Raw genomic sequence first — 19,710 nt, 5'->3', positions numbered from 1 at the left:
CATTACTTAAGTATCTTTTCTGCCCATTCCGCTTCCTTAAAGCCTGTGAGCACATAATTTTCTCCAATTACAAGGGGACGCTTTACCAGCATACCATCGCTGGCAAGCAGGATAATCTGCTCCTCTTCACTCATATTCGGCAATTTTTTCGAAAGTTCCATCTCCCTGTAGATCATCCCACTGGTATTGAAAAACTTTTTCAGCGGAAGACCGCTCATCTCATACCAGCTGCGAATCTGCTGCGAATCTGGATTCTGCGTCTTAATATCAAAGAGTTCATACTCTGCACCATTTTCATCAAGCCACGCGAGAGCTTTCTTGCAGGTGGAACATTTTGGATAACAATATACTTTCATCTACACAACCTCCATCAGTTTCTGTTCTGTCCTGATTTCACCCGGCGTCGGGTAAGTCTTCAGGACTTTCTCAAAATTCGCTTTCGCCTTCTTTGCCGCCTCTTCATCTTTGCTGAACCGAACTGCATAGGCATAAAGCGTCCTTTGGGTATTTGGATACCCCTTTATTGACTTCATAAACTTTTTCAGCTGTTTCGTATACAGTCTGTCCACTTCTTCTTTCCTACATTGTCCGATGAGTTCCAAAAATAGAAGTTCCATTTGAGCAAAATTCTTATAGAAGGGCAGCAGTTTTGGCGAGCTGAATAACTTGTATCCTGCCGCCTGTGCCTCATCAAATCTTCCCTCATCCATGCGCCTTTGCATTTCTGCGAAAGCAATGGCCTCTACCAGAGGATTACCCGAAAAATCCCCTTCCGGCACTACAAAATATTCTTCCGGCATTTCAGCAAGCCGCTTGCCGTCCGTCTGCTGCAGCTTATTAATCCTCATCTGTCGCCAAAACGCATCTGCACTTTCTTTATCCCTGCGAAATGTCTTGATATTATAGCCGTCGTTGGCAACGCCGCCCATCTTCAGAGGAACCAGATTGGTTACTGCAAAGTAAAGCCCCATCAATCCCAGTATCAAACATATCATACGCCCAGTCGTTTCCTGTGGGCACAGCGACATACCTATAAATCCTAACGCACTGAACAGCAGATTGGAAAGACCGCCGCCTAAATTGTATAAAACAGCCGGATATCCTCCATCCTCGTCCTTGTCAGGAGGATCCAAAAGACACTGACCGCCGGTTCCCGGAATACTGAACTTTTTGCGAAGGATTTTGTCCTCTTGCTTGACAAAGATAAGACTGCCGATCCGAAAAGATACGAACTTATAGCCAGAAAGCAGCCCGCAGACCAGATGCCCCGCTTCGTGAGTGATGATAAGCACATACACAATCACTGCAAAGCTGAGTATCAAAAGCGGAATCTCCAGTCCATGACCACTAAAGATCTCCATGCCAAAATATCCCAAAAGGCCGCCGCAAATCATACCAACGATATAAGGCAGCGTCGACACTAGCTTTGCCTTAACTTTCTTTTTGTTTTCCACGCAGTACCTCCATAGCCTCCACATAGCCGTCAAAGCCCTTGCCCATAATCGTCGCAACACAGGCATCCCTGACAAAGGACACCTGTCTAAAGTCCTCACGCTGACGCACATCGGAAATGTGTACCTCCACAGAAGGTATTCCTACAGACTTCAGGGCGTCCAACAGTGCCACACTGGTGTGGGTGTACGCCGCCGGGTTGATTACAATGCCGTCAAATTTACCGTAAGCCTCCTGAATGGCATCCACCATGGAGCCCTCATGATTGGACTGAAAAAAAGCGACTTCCACGTTGAGTCGGGAAGCCGCCTTTTCAACATATTCCACCAAATTGGAGTAAGTCGCTTTTCCGTAAATTTCCGGCTCTCTGATTCCCAGCATATTGATGTTGGGTCCATTGATTACCAGAATCTTCATCATTCTCTCTCCTCATTATTATTGATGTAAAAATCGCTCCAGTAGGAATAAGCGTCCTTTCGCTCCTCGTACATCTGCGCAAGCGGCATGGATTTCGAAAGAGGTCTCCCATCTGTTTCCAGCTTATCAAGGTCGCGCTTAATCCAAATCACGATTCCGTTTTGTTTCAAAATGTTGTAGTTGACTTTTTTCTTAACAACGCCACCGCCGGTCGCAATGACAAGACCGGTCTGCACACAGGCCTTTTCAAGCATTTCGGTTTCCACCTTTCGGAAATATGCTTCGCCTTTCTGGTCAAAAATTTCCGGAATAGACATGCCTTCGTGTTCGACAATCATATCATCGATATCCACGAATTTACGCCCCATTCTATTCGCGATTTCGCCGCCGATCAGTGTCTTTCCTGCCCCCGGCATACCGATTAGAATCATATTCATCGTCTCGCTGCGAACTTCATCAATCGCGCTGTCGATTTCTTCGTCTTCAATTTCTTTATGCTGGAACAGCTCGCTGGCCTGCTTTCCCTGCGCTACCAGCATTTCCAGCCCGCCGGTTGCCGGAATAGATTTCTCTATGGCGTCCAGCACCAGCTTGGTTCTGTTAGGGTTATATATCACATCCACAACACCGCAGCAGTTTTTAAAATCATCTAAGTTGACCGGTGATTTCCCGTTGTTCGGATACATTCCTACAGGCGTTGTGTTGACAATAATTTCCGCATCAAAATGCTGACTGATATTCTCATAATTATGTTCACCACTGCGTGAAATTATGAGAATTTCAGCAGCGTTCAAATCCTTTAGGACTGCTCTTGCGGTCAGAGACGCCCCGCCGCTTCCAAGAACCAGACACTTCATGCCTTTCACTTCGATCTTGTTCTTTTCAAGCATATACTTGAACCCAAAATAGTCTGTATTATAGCCATGCAGTCTTCCTTCTTCATCTCGGATCACTGTGTTGACACAACCGACGGCTTTTGCCGTATCGGAAAGTTCATCGCACATCTCCATGGCTACTTTCTTATACGGAATAGTCACATTGAAGCCGCCATAGCTTTCATCATGCAGCATGCTTTCCAAATCCTCTGGTTTCGTCTCGCAAAGTTCAAAGGTATAATCTCCGAACTTACTGTGAATCAGGGGCGAATAGCTGTGCCCCAGCTTTCCGCCAATCAGTCCAAATTTTTTCATGTTAAATCTCCATATAACTTCCTAAGTACTTGAACTCCTGTGTCAGATCTTCAAGCTGGTTCATCAGTCTGACAAATTCCTCAGAGTAAACCTCGGATACGATGTCAAAATAGAACATGTAGTCGAAATCTCTTTCTGGAATCGGACGACTCTCCAGTTTAAAAATCTGAATACCAAGTGCATTAAATCTAGCCAGTACATTGTACAGAGAACCCGGTTTATGGGAAACCACCAGTTTCAGACTCGTCTTGTCAGCACCGGGATAAATCTCTAAATTCTTGCTGATGCAGATAAATCTGGTATAGTTGTTTCCATTATCCTGTACTCCTTCTTCCAGACACTCCAAGCTGTAAAGCTGTCCACACTCATAGGCCGCCAGCGCAGCAACGTCCGTTCTGTCGGATTCGGCTACCATCTTAGCCGCTTCTGCAGTATTTTCGCAAATGGTAATCTTTGCGTGAGGGAAATGTTTCAGATAGTCATCACACTGCATAATTGCCTGTTCATGAGAAAAAATCTCCTTGATGTCCTCTTTCTTTGTTCCTCTCTTGGCTAAAAGACTATGGTCGATCTTCAGCTTGATACTTCTGACAATGTAGAAGTTGTACTTCATCATCAAATCGTAAATCTGGTTCACTGAACCTGCCGTACTGTTTTCGACAGGCAGAATGCCGTACTGGCACAGCCCCTTATCGATAGCTGCAAATACACCGTTGAAATTCTTCACATACATAATCTTCGGCATTTTAAACAGTCTCTCGCAGGCCTCCTGAGAATAAGCGCCGGTCACTCCCTGGCAAGCTACGCTGGCCTTTGCCGGAAATACCTTAGGTGTGTTTTCCAGTGCATCAGCGATAGATTTTGCCAGCGGCGATTCCTTCTGGGTAATCTTTCTCTGGTGATCTTTGCTCATCTCCATAATTGTATTATATAACACTCTGGTGTAAGATGCCATATCTTCTGAGGCTAAATCTGTAAGTTTGTCAATTTTTTCTCTTTCTCTCATAGCATCCAGCACCGGAAGTTCATTATTTTTCTTGTAACGTGCGATTTCTTCCGCCACTCTCATTCGCTCTTCCAGTTTTTTTACGATTTCTTCGTCAATCGCATCAATTTTGCTTCTATAGTCGTCCATACTCATTTTTTTCAATCTCCTTTATTTCTCATAGTATCGGTATCGATATTGATATAATTCATAAATTGCAACAGCTGTCGCTGCTTCTACACACGGCACTGCTCTTGGCACGATACAAGGGTCGTGTCTTCCCTCTACTTTTAGCATCGCATTCTCGCCCTTTTCGTAGCTGATACTGTGCTGCTCTGTAGATATGGAAGGAGTCGGCTTGACTGCAACACGAAAAACGATTGGCATGCCAGAGCTGATTCCACCCAGAATACCGCCGTGATTATTGGTCTTCGTCTTCACCGTATCACCTTCAAAATAAAACGCATCGTTATTTTCACTGCCGCAGATTTTTGCCGCCTCAAATCCCCTGCCAAACTCAATTCCCTTGACAGCAGGGATTCCGAAGACCGCCTGGGCAATTTTGTTTTCCAGTCCGTCAAACATCGGCTCTCCAACGCCTGCAGGAACGCCGGTGATGGTGCATTCGATAATGCCGCCTACAGAGTCGCCTCGCTCCATAGCCTCTTCGATTGCCTTGGTAGGCTGCACGGCGTTTCCGCCGATTTCTTTAATTTTAGCGGAAATCTCGATTCCTTCTTTTTCCAGAATCTGCTTCATAATGCCGCCTGCAATGCAAAGAGGCGCAGTCAGACGTCCTGAAAAATGCCCGCCTCCGCTGACATCTTCAAAACCGCCGTATTTTACGTGTGCTGTATAATCTGCATGACCTGGTCTTGGAATATCTCTGATATTGTCGTAATCCCCTGACCTGGTATTGGTATTTTCTATCATCGCTGTCAGCGGTGCGCCGCAGGTAGTATTTCCTACAAGACCGCTTAAAAATGCCGGCATATCGGCCTCTTTTCGGGGCGTACTGTATTTGCTCCGTCCAGGGGCACGCCGGTTCATAAAGACTTGAAGCTTTTCCATGTCGATGGAAAAACCTGCCGGAAGTCCCTCAATGGTTACGCCGATGGCCGCAGAATGGGACTGTCCGAAAATAGTAATTTTTACATGATTTCCATAAGAAGAAGACATGTCTTTTCCTTTCTCCCTACAAACAATAACTGATCTATTTCTAAATCCTGACGTTTCCATCAAGCTCTAGTTTCTTTAAATCCCAGAAAAAATCCGGATAGGACTTGCTTACCGCCTCCGCACCGGTAATGATAACCGGCTCTTTGCAAAGAAGCGAGGAAATAGCTGCCATCATGACGATTCTGTGGTCATTCGCACCATCTGCAGTTCCGCCACTCATCTGCTCTCCCGCAAGCCCTCTATGATAAGACCTTCCGGAAGTTCCTTAACCTTTGCACCGAGACCATTTAAAACTTGCGACACAGTGGCAAGGCGATCGCTTTCTTTGATTCGCAGTCTGCCTGCATTTTCAATGACGGTTCTGCCTTCCGCCGCACATGCCAACACCGCCAGTATCGGCACCATATCGGGAATCTGAGAAGCGTCTATGGTAATGCCCCTAAGTTTTCCTGGCTTTACAATGACTTCGTTTTCTCCCTGCCAAACCTCTGCGCCAAAATTTTTCAGCAAATCGAGAATCTTCTTATCGCCCTGCAGTGACTGCTGGGAAAGCCCTTTGACGCAAATACCGCCTTCTGCCAGCGCGCCTGCCACTAGGAAAAAGCAGCTGTTAGACCAATCGCCTTCCACCACATAACTTTGCGGTGCTTGATACGTTTGACCGCCGGGAACTGTAAATCCTGTATCGCTTTCTTCTATTTGTATGCCAAATTTTCTAATTACCTGCAGAGTCATATCCACATATCCGCGTGATTCCAACTTTCCTTCGAGCAGAATTTTACTGTCTCCCGTAAGAAGCGGCAGTGCGAACAAAAGTCCGCTGATATATTGGCTGGATACATTGCCCGGCATGGTATAGGTTCCTGCCTTAAGTTTTCCGCTAATGACAAGTGGTCTGCTTCCCTTTGGACTTAAAACGCAACCGTGAGCTGTCAACTCTTCATAAAGAGGAGACAGCGGTCTTTCCGGAAGACGTCCTTCCCCGTAAAAAGAAGCCCTATGTCCCAGGGCACCCATCACAGGCAGCAGAAATCTGAGGGTGGAACCGCTTTCGCCGCAGTGCATGGTTTCTTCTCCTGCAAGGAATGCAGATAAGCAAGCAGCTGTTGCCTCGATATCTTTAGATCCACTGTCTACGTGGATCTGACAGGTTCTGCCCGATGTCAGCTGCGACAACGCTGCACAGATCATAGCTCTGTGCGCGTCAGACTTTGAGGCAATAGCCGTAATCTCCCTCATAAAATTTCTCCCAGTTCTTCTATGGTTACTCTCTGAAGACGGCAACAGCCGATTTCTTCCGGCACAACTAAGTCAATATAGCCGCCTTTCCTTTTTTTGTCTGTCTTCATTATATCATAAAGCACATCTTTCGATTGCGCAATAGAAAGGTCAAACTCATAGAGATTTAAAATTTCTACAATGCGGTCTGCAGTTTCTTCGCTGCACCAGCCCTGCTTTTTTGAAACCTCTGCAATCATGGTCATGCCTTTTGCAACGGCTTTTCCGTGACTGACGGTAAAATCCGCCGCCTTTTCAATGGCGTGACCAATGGTATGGCCGAAGTTCAGCAGCTGTCTGACCCCTGTATCGAACTCGTCTTCTTCCACAATGCGGGTTTTGATTTCCGCGCAGCGGTCGATGATTTCGTTCATCTGCGAAGAAGCCGCCGCTTTGTCACAGAGCAGGTTGAACAAATCAGAATCCGCTAAAACTCCGTACTTAATGACCTCTGCCATACCGTCTTGGTAGATTGTTTTCGGCAGACTCTCCAAAAGGCTCGCATCCCGCAAGATTAGGGCTGGTCTGTGAAATGCACCGACAAGATTTTTACCAGCAGGTATATTGATTGCTGTCTTGCCGCCAATGGAAGAGTCAACTGCCGCAAGGAGGGTTGTAGGTACCTGAATGACTGGAATGCCTCTCAGATATGTAGCCGCTGCGAATCCCGCAAGATCGCCCACAACGCCGCCTCCCAGTGCTACCAGGGCATCGGTCCTGGTCAGCGGTATTTCTGCAAGTGCATTCATAAGTTTCAGATACTGCATCCCGCTTTTGGATTCCTCTCCCGGAGGAACCACAAAGCTATATACATCAAAGCCTTCGCATTTGAGACTTTGCATGCATCGATTTAAATATAATTTTTCAACGTTTTCGTCTGTCACAACTACGATGCTGTTTCCTTTTACTACGGTTTTGGCCTGATAGCCAACCTCCTCTAACTGCATTTTTTCTCTACCTCTACCTTTCTATCTCTGCCCTCTTTCAAAAGTCTGAGCATTTCCTGCTCATCACAATCAGAAAGGGCCTTGCTGTATTTGGAAAGTTCTGCGATGAGAACATCTAATTCATATTTCAAGTTGTCTCTGTTTTCTAAAAACAGTTCTGTCCACATCTCTGCGTCAAGATAAGCAACTCTTGTAAAGTCTCTATAGCTTCCCGCAGACACTGCCACACCCATTTCCAGTGCTGTATCACTTTTGATAAACGCATTGGACACCACGTGTGCCATCTGCGATGTAAAGGCAATCATCTTGTCATGTTCTTCTGCCGAAGTGATAACAAGCTTTGTAAATCCTGCCGGCAAAATCAGTTTCTTTGCTCGCTCCATAAAGTGAATGTCGTTGTGGTCAGGCGGAACCAGCGCAAAGATAGCACCTTCATAAAGATCCGCTCTGCTGTTTTTAAAGCCGCCGAACTGATTTCCTGCCATAGGGTGACCTCCTGCATAGGTAAAGCCGTATTCTTTCGCCAGTTTAAAGCCTTCCTCGCAGATATTTCGTTTTGTTCCGCAACAGTCAATGACCAGGGCTGTCTTTGGCAGCTTCGGTGCATTTTCAGAAAGCCACGCTGCTGCCGGTACCGGTGGAATTGCCACCAATATCAAATCGCATTCTTCAAATCTATCTTCACTGAGTTCATCATCGATGGCTTCTGCCAGCTTTGCAAAGGCAGTAATCAGTCTATCTTTATCAAAGCCGAAAACTGTTGCACCGGCTTTCTTATATGCCTTTGCAAGAGAGCCTCCAATAAGACCCAGTCCCACAATTCCAATTTTCATTTAAATAACCCCTCTGATTTTATTTACGGTTTCCATCACATCTGCAAACTGTGCTGGTGTCAAGGACTGCGGTCCATCGCAAAGAGCTTTCGCCGGATTGTTGTGAACCTCTATCATCAGTCCGTCAGCACCGCAAGCTGTCGCTGCAAGTGCCATCGGCTTTACCAGATTTGCATGACCAGTTGCATGACTTGGGTCGATGACTACCGGAAGGTGGGTCAAATTGTGCAGCACCGGTACTGCCGATAAATCAAGAGTATTTCTGGTGTAGGTTTCAAAGGTCCTCACACCTCTTTCGCAGAGAATGATATTTTCATTTCCGCCTGCCATGATGTACTCTGCACTCATGAGCAGTTCTTTAATCGTATTTGCAAGCCCCCTCTTGAGCAAAATGGTCTTTCTGGTTTTTCCCAGTTCCTTTAACAGTTCAAAGTTCTGCATATTTCTAGCGCCGACCTGAATGACATCTACCTCTTCGAAGAGCGGAAGATGGTTGGCGTTCATAATTTCTGTTACAATTGGAAGACCTGTTGCTTTCTTCGCTTCCAGCAGAAGTTCGATACCTTCTGCTTTCATGCCTTGGAAATCGTATGGAGAAGTTCTAGGCTTAAAAGCTCCGCCGCGCAGCATGGTGGCGCCCGCTGCCTTTACACCCTCTGCAACTTCCTTGATCTGCTCCGGATTTTCTACAGAGCAAGGACCTGCAATGACTGCAAAATGTCCGCCGCCGCATTTAGCACCCATGACGTCGATGACTGAATCCTCCGGGTGAAATTGTCTATTTGCACTTTTAAACGGATCTGAAATCCGCGCAACCTTTTCTACGATGTCCAGAAGCTCCAGCATTTCCACATCAATATCATGTGTATCACCGATGAGCCCAAGCACTGCCATCTGATTTTCTCCGATATAGGAATGCACCTGCACACCCTGCTCTTCAAACCATTGTATCAGCTGCTCTCTCTGTTCATCACCGGTGCCCGGCTTCAGTACTGTAATCATTTCTTTCTTACCTCCGTTATGTTTTTATTCTAGTTGGGTTAATCTTTTTAAAATGCGAAAAACTCCGCCAGCCGGTAGACTGCGGAGTTTCTCAAGTAATTTGTCATTATTTTAGGATTTAATTATAGCAATTACTCAAAACTTTTCTGTGCAGCACAACCGACTCTTCCTTGTTAGTAAAGAAAAAGTAATAAAAGTAATATGCAGCTGCAAAGATGAAGTTTCTCATAACTTTTGTTTCCTTTCATAAACTCGATGTTAATACTCTAACACAGGTTCTTAGATAAATCAAGTGCTTTTTCACAACTTTTTTGTATTTTTTTGTGCACTTTCCACAATTTTTGTTTTTGCGTCAGTCTGACGAGTTTAGGACGTGCTATCTGCAGGCTAGTGCACGGTGGCTCGCCAAACTGGTTCCCTGTGGTTTTGCACTTCTGACCGCACACCCTTGCGGCTACCAGGTTATCCTGCAGAACTTTGTTTCATTAAGCTGTGCCAGCGTTTTTGTTTCACCATATGGATAATACCGGACATACTCCCTATTTTCAATAATCTCCAGTGTATCTTCTACAGGTAGTATTTCAAATTCCTCGCCTGGACGAAAAACATACATACTAAAACCCGTGCTTATGCAAGAAAGTTCATCCCCGCTCATGCTGCAAATCCGATAAAGAGGCATTCCGATTTCTGCTGTATACTCTTCACCTGTTTCCAACGAGATGCTCCTTGCTGTCCACTTATTCCCATCTGATGTGGTGCAGCAGAACAGGTAATCTTTACAGATTCCAAAGTCCGACATTTTTTCCGGCAAATCGTACTCCCTGTAAATTCCCTTCACATTACCGATTAAAAGCTTTCCGTCAACATGTATCGCCCAATCAGTCCCATTGGAGTAAAATTCGGTTTCCGAGAGGCTGTAATCTGTTTCCCTCACCACGGTTTTCGGATTGTCCAAATCAGCTTTGTTGATTCCGAAACCATATCCGGTTTTTTCATCAAAATCTTCATACAGATAGTACACTTCTTTATCTAACATAGTAAATCCGGGCAGCATATCAAACATACTGCTGCAGCGACCGGAGTCAAGAACCTTGCTCCCTTCATCCGAGATATATTTGATGTGCCATTGAATCCTTTCATCCAACGACGCCTCCGGCCCCAGCGGTGTATACACTGCATAAATAATACCATTTTCAAATGGCATCGCATGATAGATGTAGACATCATCCTCACCCAGATCATAACAGGTCTCTTCCTTTTCGGCCAGAAGATCATAAACAATAAATCTCTCCGTCGTAGCGCCAAAGCTTGGTGCTGACATACTAGGAGGTTCAAGTTTATTTACCGCAGCATATACCTTTGTGTCTGAAACATAAAAGGGTTCCAGTTCTTCATCCTCTGTCAATTTATACTTCAAGGTCAGCATATCCTTTTCAGGCTTATTTAGCTTTTCCTTACAACCATAGCTGGATAAAACTAGCACAATTAGAAGTAATAAAGTCACCGCCTTTTGATAGGTCTTCATGTTTCCTCCCCCCAGCATTGTGAAATGCTGTTAAGAATTATTTTGCCATTATATACCATCCATTACTTGCATTAAGCGCCTGGCTCATCTCTGTCCATGTGCAAGTCCTCTCTCCATAATAATCGTTGTTTAGGTATGGTTAAACTTTTATGTCCTCCCACTCTAGCTGGTGAAACCACAGAGTCTACATAACTTTCAGCTTTAACTTTCAATTCCTTAATCTCATTCCAATACGCTTCATCTTTCATCTGTGAATTTTGATCAAACTGTACCGCATCCGCCGCATATCCCATGACTGTAGTAGAAAAAATTAAAATACCAGCAAGTCCAAATATCAGCATAAAGTTTAAACGCTTCTTCATCTTTTTCCTCCTCATCACATAAAAGTTACTTTGTTTCCAAACCAACACATTATCACTATTTCTCAGACTGTAGATAAAAGCTCAGACCACAGTGCAAGGTTTGAGCTTTTTCTATGCTCATAGTATCCCTTCTAAAAAGATATGTTTTCCCCAAATCACTTTACGCAATTTAACCAAAAACGGAGTGCGATGAGGGACTTTCTGCCCCATATGCTTCCTGTATTCAAGAAGTTTAACCAATTTTTTCATGTTCAGACACGCAAAGGTTAGTCCAACTTTCATGGACATTTTCTCTTTCCCTACTAAATTAGTATATCTCATTGCATGGTGCTCTTTGGTAGTTCCAAAGATTCTCTCTATGGTTTCTTTCCTTTGTCCATAGATATCTTTCATACTTCGGCTATGTCTAATATCTTCGCAAATCTCCATATACTCTTCCCATATATGTCGAGTCACTACTTTTACATGATTTTTGCTTTGCGTACATTGGGATAAATATGGACAGTCTGCACATTTTTTCCCATCGCTTTTGTATTCTCTGTATCCTTGCCTGTTTGTTGTTGTATACTTCAGTATCTGATTTGCCAAGCACAAATAGCAATTCATATACATACTCATACTTCTTAAAAATCCTGCCTTTGTCATTGGCCTTTTGTACGGGAACAATGGTTTTACACCATCATCAATTAACCATTTTGCGATTGCCGGAGTCTTGTAGCCTGCATCCATTACAAGTACTTTTGCATCATACTTTCTCAGTTTTTCATATAACGCAGGAAAGGTTTTACTGTCATGCTCATTGCCGGGATGAATTGTATAATCTAATATCCACCCATTTTTATCACAGGCTGTTTCTGTTGTGTATGCAAAGACTTCTTTGTGCTCTCCTTTATGAAACCAGCCACTTTCAGGGTCTGTCGTGCTTTGCTTTTGCTCTCGGCCTACTTCTGTATTTGAATCACAAAGTCCACCGGAATCTCCGCCATCACAATCGGAATCGTCGTCTTTTTCTTTCAGTTCCTTTTTTCCGTGTGAGAGCCTGTCTGCATTGATTTCTGCTTTCAACTGTTCGTCATAAAAGCGAGCTTGTTTCTTTGCTATGGAAATCTTCTTCGCTTTTTTTCGATTTGCCGCTGCCTTAATATGTGTTGCGTCTACAAATATTGTATCCGTGTTGATGACATTGCATTTTAAACATTGTAAAAGAATTTCCTGGAAGATTTGTTCAAACAAATCAGTGCCTTCAAAACGTCCTTTGTAGTTTTTTCCGAATGTACTAAAATGAGGTACTTTATCGTAGAAATCCAGCCCAAGAAACCAACGATATGCTACATTTACTTCAATTTCTTTGATGGTCTGACGCATACTTTTAATTCCATACATATATTGAATGATAGGAATTTTAATTAGCATAACAGGGTCAATGCTGGGTCTTCCGGTTTGTGTAGAATATTTTTCTTCCACCAAGTCATAAATAAAGTTAAAATCTACGTATTTGTCAATTTTTCGAAGAAGATGGTCTTCCGGCACTAATTGGTCTAAAGAAATCATTTGAATTTGTGTTTTCTTAAAAATTCTTTATGGGTGTGCTATTTCCTCAGAGCATTTTTGTACCCTCAGATTTTGACATCATTTTATAATCATATATAACATTAAACTTATTTGTACGAAAGAAATGGCTAGAAATACGCCTAACTCTTCTCCAAAGAAATACGCCAAGATTGGAACTATGGTCAGATATAGTATCACCATAATTACAAATGAGAATAAAATACTCTTGGCAATCTTTTTTACATTCATTTAGGATTAACCTCCATAGAAGCTAAATGTTGCTTTATTTTCAACTATTCAAGTGTGATTGTTTTGCTTCCCATGTCCTTTGTCGACGTTCCAAAAGATACACTTGCACCATTCCAGCTAACGCTCGGCGTTAATGTAACCATACTATGACCATACGTTACTTTGCACTCTATGTTTTTTAATGCCTGTTGAGAAGAATATAAAGTGATATACGCATTTCCTCCATTCTTCAGACCAGCAACAAACTTAATTTCAAGGGCACATCCATGGTTAGGATCTTTTTCTGCCACCGTTCCTTTTGTTGTTTTTTTGACTTTATCAGTCGACGAATAATGCTTTATAGTGATGTCCGCATCTTTCGATGCCAATGATTTTCCCCATGAAAAAACAAGTTTATCTATATATGTTGTGCTTGGACATAGATCCCATTTCCAGGTTGCCATCAATCTAGCATTTGTAGTTCCTTTTGTTAATGTTCCAGTCGTAGTATAAGATAATGATCTTAAAGTTAATTCCACTTTTGCCCATACAACTCGCAATACCTCGTCAGAAATTTGATTCTCGTCAAGATTTTTAACTGAATATATGGCATTAATCCTTTCTTGATCATATCCTAACGCTTTTAATTCAAGAATACTCTTCTCAGATAGTTTTTTCAACTCCGCCTTAGGATTTTTTTCGCGAAGCTCTTTTATGTTCTTGTCACTATAACCTTCAAGTTTCAATTCCGAATCACTTTTTTGTGATAAATCTTTATATAAATCATATTCACTAATCACAAAATTATTAGCGTCTTCTTTTAAAGGTTTTTCAGGTCTATCGGTGTTTGCAAAAGTGATATTTGAAGTCCCAATCATTAGGCAAAGCACTAATAATAAGGCAATTAGTCTTTCTGCACTTTTTTTCATAGTTACCCCTTTCATTGCAATTTATAATTGTTCAAAGCTGTATAGTAAAAAAGCTCACATCAGAATCTCTCCTCCCCTGTATCTCTTTGTCCCCTTGCCCAAAGAACCGTATTATCCGAAAATTCAATCTATATCCTTGCCATTATAATATCACGCTTTTTTATATATGTCAATAAAATATATGGAAAAATTTCATTTATAGATGATTTTTTTACATGACCGATTGACTTGTGTTTCTTTTGGGGTATAATAAGGATATAGGAGAATTTAGGACAGAAAGGGTTTTTATGAAAAAGAAAAACGCTGCCGCCGGCGGCAGGGACGTCCTGGATAATTTCGAAGCCCAGTTCAAGAAATCTACCCTTCCCCTGATGGTGCTTACACTTTTATCAGAGCAGGAGCAAATGTACGCTTATGAAATTACCCAGGAGTGTCTGCGGCGCACAGACGGTATTTACAAGATGCCCCTCCTTTATACCACTCTCAGCAAACTGCTGGAACAAGGCTTTGTCGAAGAAGTTGGAAAAACCATTTCAGAAAGCAACCGAGTCAGAGTGTATTACCGCATCACAGAAGAAGGAATTTCGCATCTGCACAGACTAAAATCTCTGTATGTCAAGCTGAGCCGCGCGGTTCAGTCCGTCGTATATACTGAGAAAGAAAGGGACGACTGATGTATACGCCAAACCAGGAGATTGAACAATATCTGCAGCAAATTGAAGCAGCGATCTATCATCTAGCAGAATCCGACGGCTTTATTGACGGACTCCGCCAGCAACTATATGACTATGCCGAAGTGCACACAATCCTTTCGATTTCCGCACTAGTAGAGGAATTCGGCACACCGGAAGAAGTTGCGGCAGATTTTTTAGAAACATGTTCTGCCCTCAAGCCGAAGAAAATTGCTAAATCCAGAAAACGAGGCTGGCTAAAAACTGCTATCATTCTTGCTTTGGTTGCAATCGTAATCGGCGAGATGCTGCATCTCCATGATTTAAGAAAGCATACACAAGTCATGGCGACTGATGTCATCATAATTCACGATAATGAAGAAAATGCAGATGATGATGTAATAGAAGAATAAAATACAAGTAAAGGAGAAAGTCGAAGTGAAACGTAAAATTATCACTCTATTTTCAATGACTGCTATGGTAATGGCGTTTACAATCCCTATATCTGCTGCAACGCAAACAGATACCACCTATGAGAAAGAATTCTATCCAGATGGTTCCTATGCAATCATTACAACTACTATAGAAACGAGTTCTATCATTCCATTGGCAAGCGAAAAAACTAAGTCCGCCAGCAGAACCTATACTTACTATGCTGCAAATAGCAGCAAAGAATGGGATTTCACTTTAACCGGAACCTTCACTTGCAATGGAACTACCGCCAAAGCAACAAAAGCAGATACCAGCTACAATCTCCATGTTTCCGGCTGGAAGTGCATTTACAAACACGGAAGCGTTTCCGGTGCAGTCGCTACTGGACAAGGTACATTCCAATATAAATCAGATATCACAAAAAATGTTTCTTTAAGTCTGAAATGCTCTCCAACAGGAGTCATTTCCTCCCTATAAATTCAGCAACCACTATACTGCAATATATCCTATAAAGAAAACTGCCTGTACTGGTCGATTGACAAAATCGCCTGCAGGCAGTTTTCTACTTTAATCCATTTTGTCGGTCAAGCTAATTTTGACACTTTCCCCTCAGAATCGCATCAATTGTGTCATTTTTGCGATTACCGCAGATTGTCGCTATCTTATGGTTGTTAAATCACCTTGCAGGTCCAGTCCTCAATATTCCAGATATCGGTGACGATGTCCTGATAAAATTCCGGTTCATGGCTGACCAGAATGACAGTACCTTTAAAGTCACGAACTGCTTCTTTCAGTACATCTTTGGCAACAGGGTCAAGGTGATTGGTCGGCTCGTCCAAAACCAGCAGGTTCATCGGTCTCTGCATCAGCTTGCAGAGACGGAACTTGGCATTTTCTCCACCGGACAAAACGCGCACCTGACTTTCGATATGCTCATTGGTCAATCCACACTTTGCAAGAGCGCGGCGCACCTCTCCATTATCCAGCGCCGGAAATTCGTCCCAGAAATCCTGCAAAGCAGTTTTATCGCTGCCATCGTGTTCCTGCTCAAAGTAAGCTGGCTCCGCATAGTAGTCCAGCTTTACACTGCCACCAAAAGCTGGGATAATTCCAAGCATGGTTTTCAGCAAAGTAGACTTTCCGAGACCGTTAACTCCTTTAATGGCAATCTTCTTGCCCCTCTCCACATGGAAAGTCAGCGGCTTCGTCAGTGCGTCATCATAGCCCAGCACCAGGTTTTCCGCTTCAATGACATACTTACCCGGCGCACGAGAATAGTCAAAGCGGAAAGTCGGCTTCGGTTTTTCTTTAATCAACTCAATTTTTTCCATCTTGTCCAGCTTTTTCTGGCGGGATTTTGCCATGTTGGTGGTTGCGATTCTCGCCTTGTTTCTGGCAATAAAATCTTCTAAATCTGCGATTTCCTTCTGCTGTTTCTTGTACGCCTGCTCCAGCTGTGCCCGCTTGATATCATACATGTGCATAAAATCATCGTAGTTTCCGCTATAGCGGGTCAGCACTGCATCCTCTACATGGTAAATCACGTTGACCACGTCGTTCAAAAACGGAATGTCGTGGGATACCAGAATAAACGCATTTTCATAGTTCTGCAAAAATCTAGTCAACCAGATAATGTGATTCTCATCCAGATAGTTGGTTGGCTCGTCCAATATCAAAATCATTGGGTTCTGCAAAAGCAGCTTTGTCAAAAGCACCTTGGAACGCTGTCCACCTGAAAGCTCTGACACGTCCTTGTCAAGACCAATGTCAGCAAGTCCCAGACCACCTGCGAATTCTTCAATCCGGGAATCGATGGTGTAAAACCCACTGTGCTCCAAGATATCCTGAATCTCTGCAGCGTCTTCCATGAGGCGCGTCATCTCATCATCCGATGCTGTAGCCATTTTGTCATAGGCTTCCAGCATTTCTTTTTCAAGGTCAAAGTAGTAGCTAAAAGCCTCCCGCAGCACCTCTCTGATGGTCTTTCCCTGACTCAGCGTTGTGCGCTGATCCAGATAACCTGTAGTGATATGATTACACCAGCTGACTGTACCTGCATCAGGCATTAGATTGCCGGTTATAATATTTAAAAAGGTAGTCTTTCCTTCGCCGTTAGCGCCGACAAGACCTACATGTTCTCCTTTATTTAAACGAAAAGAAGCGTCCTCCAGGATCTGCCTGCCGCCGAATCCGTGAGACACTTTTTCTACTGTTAAAACGCTCATCTATTTTACTCCTTCATAAATCAAAGTACATATTTCATTAAATTTTATCATTTTTGGGGTGGGACTGCAAGTAGATATTCCGCACATAAAGCTGACACGCAAAAGAATTGCAGACATTCCAGAACAGGTGGCGAGGGTCAGTTTCACAGGGAATTTTCGGCATAGAAGTTTGATGGAAAGCATGATACACCGCACTTTCGATGTGTCCGCAAAACTCATTATAAGCCTTCTCTTTCTCGTTGATTCTAATAGAAAGTTTAATCAGCCGAGAAATCTCTTCGATCGTATAAACTGGCTTCAAAATGGCAATGACAAAAAGAGAAGCAACAGTCGTTCTGTCGTACTTCTTGTTGACAGGCGGTGCGATGAACTTTTGCTTGACATAATTGTTTATCATGGTCTTTGTCATGATTTTTTTGCCGTCAAAGGTCAGATAAGGTCCCAGCCATTCCTCCAGCAAAGACAATACTTGGTCCAGATACAAATCGATGGAAGGCAGTTCCTCCCAGCGCGGTAATCTAAATTGTTCCAGTCCTTTGCTTTTTCCCATGGTTGTTTCCTTTCCTCCTTTTTTGCTATGAAAATCATACCACAGCGAAAAGTTTCTGTCAACCGTTGACAAAGTCATTATAATGAGTTAATATAGTTTCAATAACTACGTAAATATTATAGGATTTGTACCGCCAATTTTTAAACATAAGGAGATATAAAATTGAAAAAAATTCAGGAACTGAAACAGGTCTTTCATCCGGTATTTCACGAAGATTTCAGAGCGCTGCTGGACTACAGCGCAAAAGCTTACCGCAGCGATGACGCCTTTATTGTAAAACATAAAAAGGGAAAGAAAGAAGTCTCCTACGAGCATATTACCTTCGAGGAATTTCGTCACCGAGTAGACTATCTGGGCACCGCTTTTTTACAGCGGGGCTTTCAGGGAAAGCGTATCGCTATCATTGGAAAAAACTGCTGCGAGTGGATGCTAGCATATTTTTCAACCCTTTGCGGACTCGGCATCAGTGTACCGCTGGACAAAGGACTTCCTTATGAAGAAGTGGAATCTTCTCTGATTCGCAGCAAAGCCGATGTGCTTGTCTTTGATCCTGCGCACCTTGATATCGTAACTGCCCTGCAGGAAAATCAGAATACACAGGTTAAAAACTTCATATCTATATCACCTTTAGAGGGTTATGAAGACATTCCTGCTCTGATCAAGGAAGGGCACGACGCACTAACTGCAGGTTTTGTCGAATATCGCAAATTGCCGATTGATGGAAAAGCGACCTCAATTATTCTGTTCACCTCTGGCACCACTTCCATGGCTAAGGCGGTACAACTGTCCCAGTACAACATTACTGCCAATGTCTATGCCATGCTTAAAGTGGAAGATATCCGTCACGGTGATATCAACATGGCATTTCTGCCGTACCATCACACCTTTGGCTCAACAGGTCAAGTCGTTATGCTGGCTGCCGGTGTAACCACCACCTTCTGCGACGGGCTGAAATATCTGCAGAAAAACATCGTTGAATACAAAGTTTCGCTCTTTGTCTGTGTACCGCTTCTCATCGAGTCTATCTATAAAAAGATTATGGCAACAGTAAAAAAGCAAGGACTGGAAAAGAAAGTTACTTTCGGTCTGAAGTTATCCAAGCTGCTGCTGAAAGTCGGTATTGACATACGCCGCAAACTATTTAAGGAAATTTTAGACCAACTAGGCGGTAATTTGCGCTACGTCATCAGCGGCGCATCTGCCATCGACCCAGAAGCGCTGGAGGGCTTTAATAACTTTGGTATCACCGCAGTACAGGGCTACGGTATGACAGAAGCTTCTCCTGTACTTGCCGCAGAAAATACCTGGCAGCATAAAACAGGCTCCATCGGTATGGCGATGCCCGGCGTTGAACTTGCCATTGATGAGCCTAACAGCGAAGGTATCGGTGAGCTTATCGCCCGCGGTCCAAATGTAATGTGCGGTTATTACGAAAACGAAGAAGAAACTGCTGCTATTTTAGCTGACGGCTGGCTCCATACCGGCGATCTTGCCTATCTGGATAAAGATGGTTATGTCTTCATCTGCGGCAGAAAGAAAAACGTCATCGTTTTAAAAAACGGCAAGAACGTATATCCGGAAGAACTTGAGATTCTCATAAGTAATCTGCCTTATGTAGAAGAAAATATGGTCTTTGGTCAGCCGCGCAAAGCAGACGGGGACGAAAAAGATCTTGCACTTTGTGCAAAGATTGTTTATAAGCCAGATTATATGAAAGAAACTTATGGTACCACTGACCCTGACGAAATCGAACAGATCATAAAAAAAGATATCGATATCATGAACGAAGAACTGCCGACCTACAAGCAGATGCTTCGTATCATCGTCACCGACCAGCCTATGATTAAGACCACTACCGGCAAGGTCAAGCGTCACGAAGAAGCAAAGCATTTGTAAATTATTACCACAAAAAATCAAGAAACAAGGACAGCCCTGCCTGAAGGATACCCTCGCA

General features: G+C 43.3%; 21 protein-coding genes. 4 read left to right on the top strand and 17 right to left on the bottom strand.

The window, feature by feature from the left end:
- Window positions 1-2: 2 nt before the first annotated feature.
- From V1225_RS06690 to V1225_RS06620, 15 genes are all read right to left on the bottom strand, one after another.
- Window positions 3-356 (bottom strand): arsenate reductase family protein, encoded by a 354-nt coding sequence (locus V1225_RS06690; RefSeq protein ID WP_161908710.1) that lies wholly within the window; start codon window positions 354-356, stop codon window positions 3-5.
- Entirely contained in the window at window positions 357-1,454 is a 1,098-nt protein-coding gene (locus tag V1225_RS06685) for a M50 family metallopeptidase (protein WP_251630272.1), read from the bottom strand.
- Window positions 1,432-1,872 (bottom strand): type II 3-dehydroquinate dehydratase, encoded by a 441-nt coding sequence (gene aroQ, locus V1225_RS06680; RefSeq protein WP_338548036.1) that lies wholly within the window; start codon window positions 1,870-1,872, stop codon window positions 1,432-1,434. The genes V1225_RS06685 and aroQ overlap by 23 nt, the downstream gene beginning before the upstream one ends.
- Entirely contained in the window at window positions 1,869-3,059 is a 1,191-nt protein-coding gene (locus V1225_RS06675; RefSeq protein ID WP_251613058.1) for a shikimate kinase, read from the bottom strand. The genes aroQ and V1225_RS06675 overlap by 4 nt, the downstream gene beginning before the upstream one ends.
- Window position 3,060: 1 nt before the next feature.
- Entirely contained in the window at window positions 3,061-4,200 is a 1,140-nt protein-coding gene (locus V1225_RS06670; RefSeq protein ID WP_243150978.1) for a bifunctional chorismate mutase/prephenate dehydratase, read from the bottom strand.
- 15 nt (window positions 4,201-4,215) lie between these two features.
- Window positions 4,216-5,223 (bottom strand): chorismate synthase, encoded by a 1,008-nt coding sequence (locus tag V1225_RS06665; protein WP_338548033.1) that lies wholly within the window; start codon window positions 5,221-5,223, stop codon window positions 4,216-4,218.
- A gap of 40 nt (window positions 5,224-5,263) precedes the next feature.
- Entirely contained in the window at window positions 5,264-5,443 is a 180-nt protein-coding gene (locus tag V1225_RS06660; RefSeq protein WP_338548031.1) for a hypothetical protein, read from the bottom strand.
- A complete protein-coding gene (locus V1225_RS06655; RefSeq protein WP_338548029.1) occupies window positions 5,440-6,462 on the bottom strand; it encodes a 3-phosphoshikimate 1-carboxyvinyltransferase in 1,023 nt (340 codons plus the stop codon). Before V1225_RS06655 ends, V1225_RS06660 begins: the two co-directional genes overlap by 4 nt.
- Entirely contained in the window at window positions 6,459-7,448 is a 990-nt protein-coding gene (gene aroB / locus V1225_RS06650; RefSeq protein WP_338548027.1) for a 3-dehydroquinate synthase, read from the bottom strand. The genes V1225_RS06655 and aroB overlap by 4 nt, the downstream gene beginning before the upstream one ends.
- Window positions 7,439-8,281, bottom strand: a complete 843-nt coding sequence (locus V1225_RS06645) for a prephenate dehydrogenase (RefSeq protein ID WP_161908704.1) — start codon at window positions 8,279-8,281, stop codon at window positions 7,439-7,441. The genes aroB and V1225_RS06645 overlap by 10 nt, the downstream gene beginning before the upstream one ends.
- Window positions 8,282-9,283: a 3-deoxy-7-phosphoheptulonate synthase gene (gene aroF / locus V1225_RS06640; protein ID WP_160200680.1), complete on the bottom strand. Its 1,002-nt coding sequence runs from the start codon at window positions 9,281-9,283 to the stop codon at window positions 8,282-8,284. It lies immediately after the preceding gene.
- A gap of 454 nt (window positions 9,284-9,737) precedes the next feature.
- Window positions 9,738-10,808 (bottom strand): hypothetical protein, encoded by a 1,071-nt coding sequence (locus V1225_RS06635; protein ID WP_338548024.1) that lies wholly within the window; start codon window positions 10,806-10,808, stop codon window positions 9,738-9,740.
- 71 nt (window positions 10,809-10,879) lie between these two features.
- Window positions 10,880-11,170 carry a hypothetical protein gene (locus tag V1225_RS06630; RefSeq protein ID WP_338548022.1) on the bottom strand — a complete coding sequence of 97 codons (291 nt, stop codon included), beginning with the start codon at window positions 11,168-11,170 and terminating at the stop codon, window positions 10,880-10,882.
- 117 nt (window positions 11,171-11,287) lie between these two features.
- Window positions 11,288-12,721, bottom strand: coding sequence for an IS1182 family transposase (locus V1225_RS06625; protein ID WP_338548020.1), 1,434 nt, complete (start codon window positions 12,719-12,721; stop codon window positions 11,288-11,290).
- Between the two features lie 293 nt (window positions 12,722-13,014).
- Window positions 13,015-13,878, bottom strand: coding sequence for a hypothetical protein (locus V1225_RS06620; protein WP_338548018.1), 864 nt, complete (start codon window positions 13,876-13,878; stop codon window positions 13,015-13,017).
- Window positions 13,879-14,165: 287 nt separating this feature from the next.
- On the opposite strand from V1225_RS06620, the gene V1225_RS06615 reads away from it, so the two are divergent.
- From V1225_RS06615 to V1225_RS06605, 3 genes are read left to right on the top strand one after another with little or no spacing between them, the layout of a single operon-like run.
- Window positions 14,166-14,552, top strand: coding sequence for a PadR family transcriptional regulator (locus tag V1225_RS06615; RefSeq protein WP_160200684.1), 387 nt, complete (start codon window positions 14,166-14,168; stop codon window positions 14,550-14,552).
- A complete protein-coding gene (locus tag V1225_RS06610; protein ID WP_160200685.1) occupies window positions 14,552-14,962 on the top strand; it encodes a hypothetical protein in 411 nt (136 codons plus the stop codon). Before V1225_RS06615 ends, V1225_RS06610 begins: the two co-directional genes overlap by 1 nt.
- 25 nt (window positions 14,963-14,987) lie before the next feature.
- Window positions 14,988-15,458 carry a hypothetical protein gene (locus V1225_RS06605; RefSeq protein ID WP_338548015.1) on the top strand — a complete coding sequence of 157 codons (471 nt, stop codon included), beginning with the start codon at window positions 14,988-14,990 and terminating at the stop codon, window positions 15,456-15,458.
- 194 nt (window positions 15,459-15,652) lie between these two features.
- On the opposite strand, the gene V1225_RS06600 is transcribed toward V1225_RS06605, so the two are convergent.
- On the bottom strand, window positions 15,653-17,206 hold the full coding sequence (locus V1225_RS06600; RefSeq protein ID WP_160200687.1) for an ABC-F family ATP-binding cassette domain-containing protein: 1,554 nt from the start codon (window positions 17,204-17,206) through the stop codon (window positions 15,653-15,655).
- A 37-nt stretch (window positions 17,207-17,243) separates the two neighbouring features.
- On the bottom strand, window positions 17,244-17,756 hold the full coding sequence (locus V1225_RS06595; RefSeq protein ID WP_161908698.1) for a DUF1836 domain-containing protein: 513 nt from the start codon (window positions 17,754-17,756) through the stop codon (window positions 17,244-17,246).
- Between the two features lie 162 nt (window positions 17,757-17,918).
- Here V1225_RS06595 and V1225_RS06590 point away from each other — a divergent pair, with 162 nt between their 5' ends.
- Window positions 17,919-19,652, top strand: coding sequence for an AMP-binding protein (locus tag V1225_RS06590; protein ID WP_338548012.1), 1,734 nt, complete (start codon window positions 17,919-17,921; stop codon window positions 19,650-19,652).
- Window positions 19,653-19,710: the final 58 nt, after the last annotated feature.

Origin of the sequence: Emergencia sp. JLR.KK010 (genome assembly GCF_037018265.1) — a bacterium.
Classification (GTDB): domain Bacteria; phylum Bacillota; class Clostridia; order Peptostreptococcales; family Anaerovoracaceae; genus Senimuribacter; species Senimuribacter intestinalis.
The sequence above is the reverse complement of the archived record's forward strand: the minus strand, read 5'-3'. Positions and strand labels throughout refer to the sequence as shown.

Coding starts and splice junctions, on each gene's coding strand:
- V1225_RS06690 (WP_161908710.1), bottom strand. CDS start 356: ATGAAAGTATATTGTTATCCAAAATGTTCCACCTGCAAGAAAGCTCTC.
- aroQ (WP_338548036.1), bottom strand. CDS start 1,872: ATGATGAAGATTCTGGTAATCAATGGACCCAACATCAATATGCTGGGA.
- V1225_RS06675 (WP_251613058.1), bottom strand. CDS start 3,059: ATGAAAAAATTTGGACTGATTGGCGGAAAGCTGGGGCACAGCTATTCG.
- V1225_RS06670 (WP_243150978.1), bottom strand. CDS start 4,200: ATGAGTATGGACGACTATAGAAGCAAAATTGATGCGATTGACGAAGAA.
- V1225_RS06665 (WP_338548033.1), bottom strand. CDS start 5,223: ATGTCTTCTTCTTATGGAAATCATGTAAAAATTACTATTTTCGGACAG.
- V1225_RS06660 (WP_338548031.1), bottom strand. CDS start 5,443: ATGAGTGGCGGAACTGCAGATGGTGCGAATGACCACAGAATCGTCATG.
- V1225_RS06655 (WP_338548029.1), bottom strand. CDS start 6,462: ATGAGGGAGATTACGGCTATTGCCTCAAAGTCTGACGCGCACAGAGCT.
- aroB (WP_338548027.1), bottom strand. CDS start 7,448: ATGCAGTTAGAGGAGGTTGGCTATCAGGCCAAAACCGTAGTAAAAGGA.
- V1225_RS06645 (WP_161908704.1), bottom strand. CDS start 8,281: ATGAAAATTGGAATTGTGGGACTGGGTCTTATTGGAGGCTCTCTTGCA.
- aroF (WP_160200680.1), bottom strand. CDS start 9,283: ATGATTACAGTACTGAAGCCGGGCACCGGTGATGAACAGAGAGAGCAG.
- V1225_RS06635 (WP_338548024.1), bottom strand. CDS start 10,808: ATGAAGACCTATCAAAAGGCGGTGACTTTATTACTTCTAATTGTGCTA.
- V1225_RS06630 (WP_338548022.1), bottom strand. CDS start 11,170: ATGAAGAAGCGTTTAAACTTTATGCTGATATTTGGACTTGCTGGTATT.
- V1225_RS06625 (WP_338548020.1), bottom strand. CDS start 12,721: ATGATTTCTTTAGACCAATTAGTGCCGGAAGACCATCTTCTTCGAAAA.
- V1225_RS06620 (WP_338548018.1), bottom strand. CDS start 13,878: ATGAAAAAAAGTGCAGAAAGACTAATTGCCTTATTATTAGTGCTTTGC.
- V1225_RS06615 (WP_160200684.1), top strand. CDS start 14,166: ATGAAAAAGAAAAACGCTGCCGCCGGCGGCAGGGACGTCCTGGATAAT.
- V1225_RS06610 (WP_160200685.1), top strand. CDS start 14,552: ATGTATACGCCAAACCAGGAGATTGAACAATATCTGCAGCAAATTGAA.
- V1225_RS06600 (WP_160200687.1), bottom strand. CDS start 17,206: ATGAGCGTTTTAACAGTAGAAAAAGTGTCTCACGGATTCGGCGGCAGG.
- V1225_RS06595 (WP_161908698.1), bottom strand. CDS start 17,756: ATGGGAAAAAGCAAAGGACTGGAACAATTTAGATTACCGCGCTGGGAG.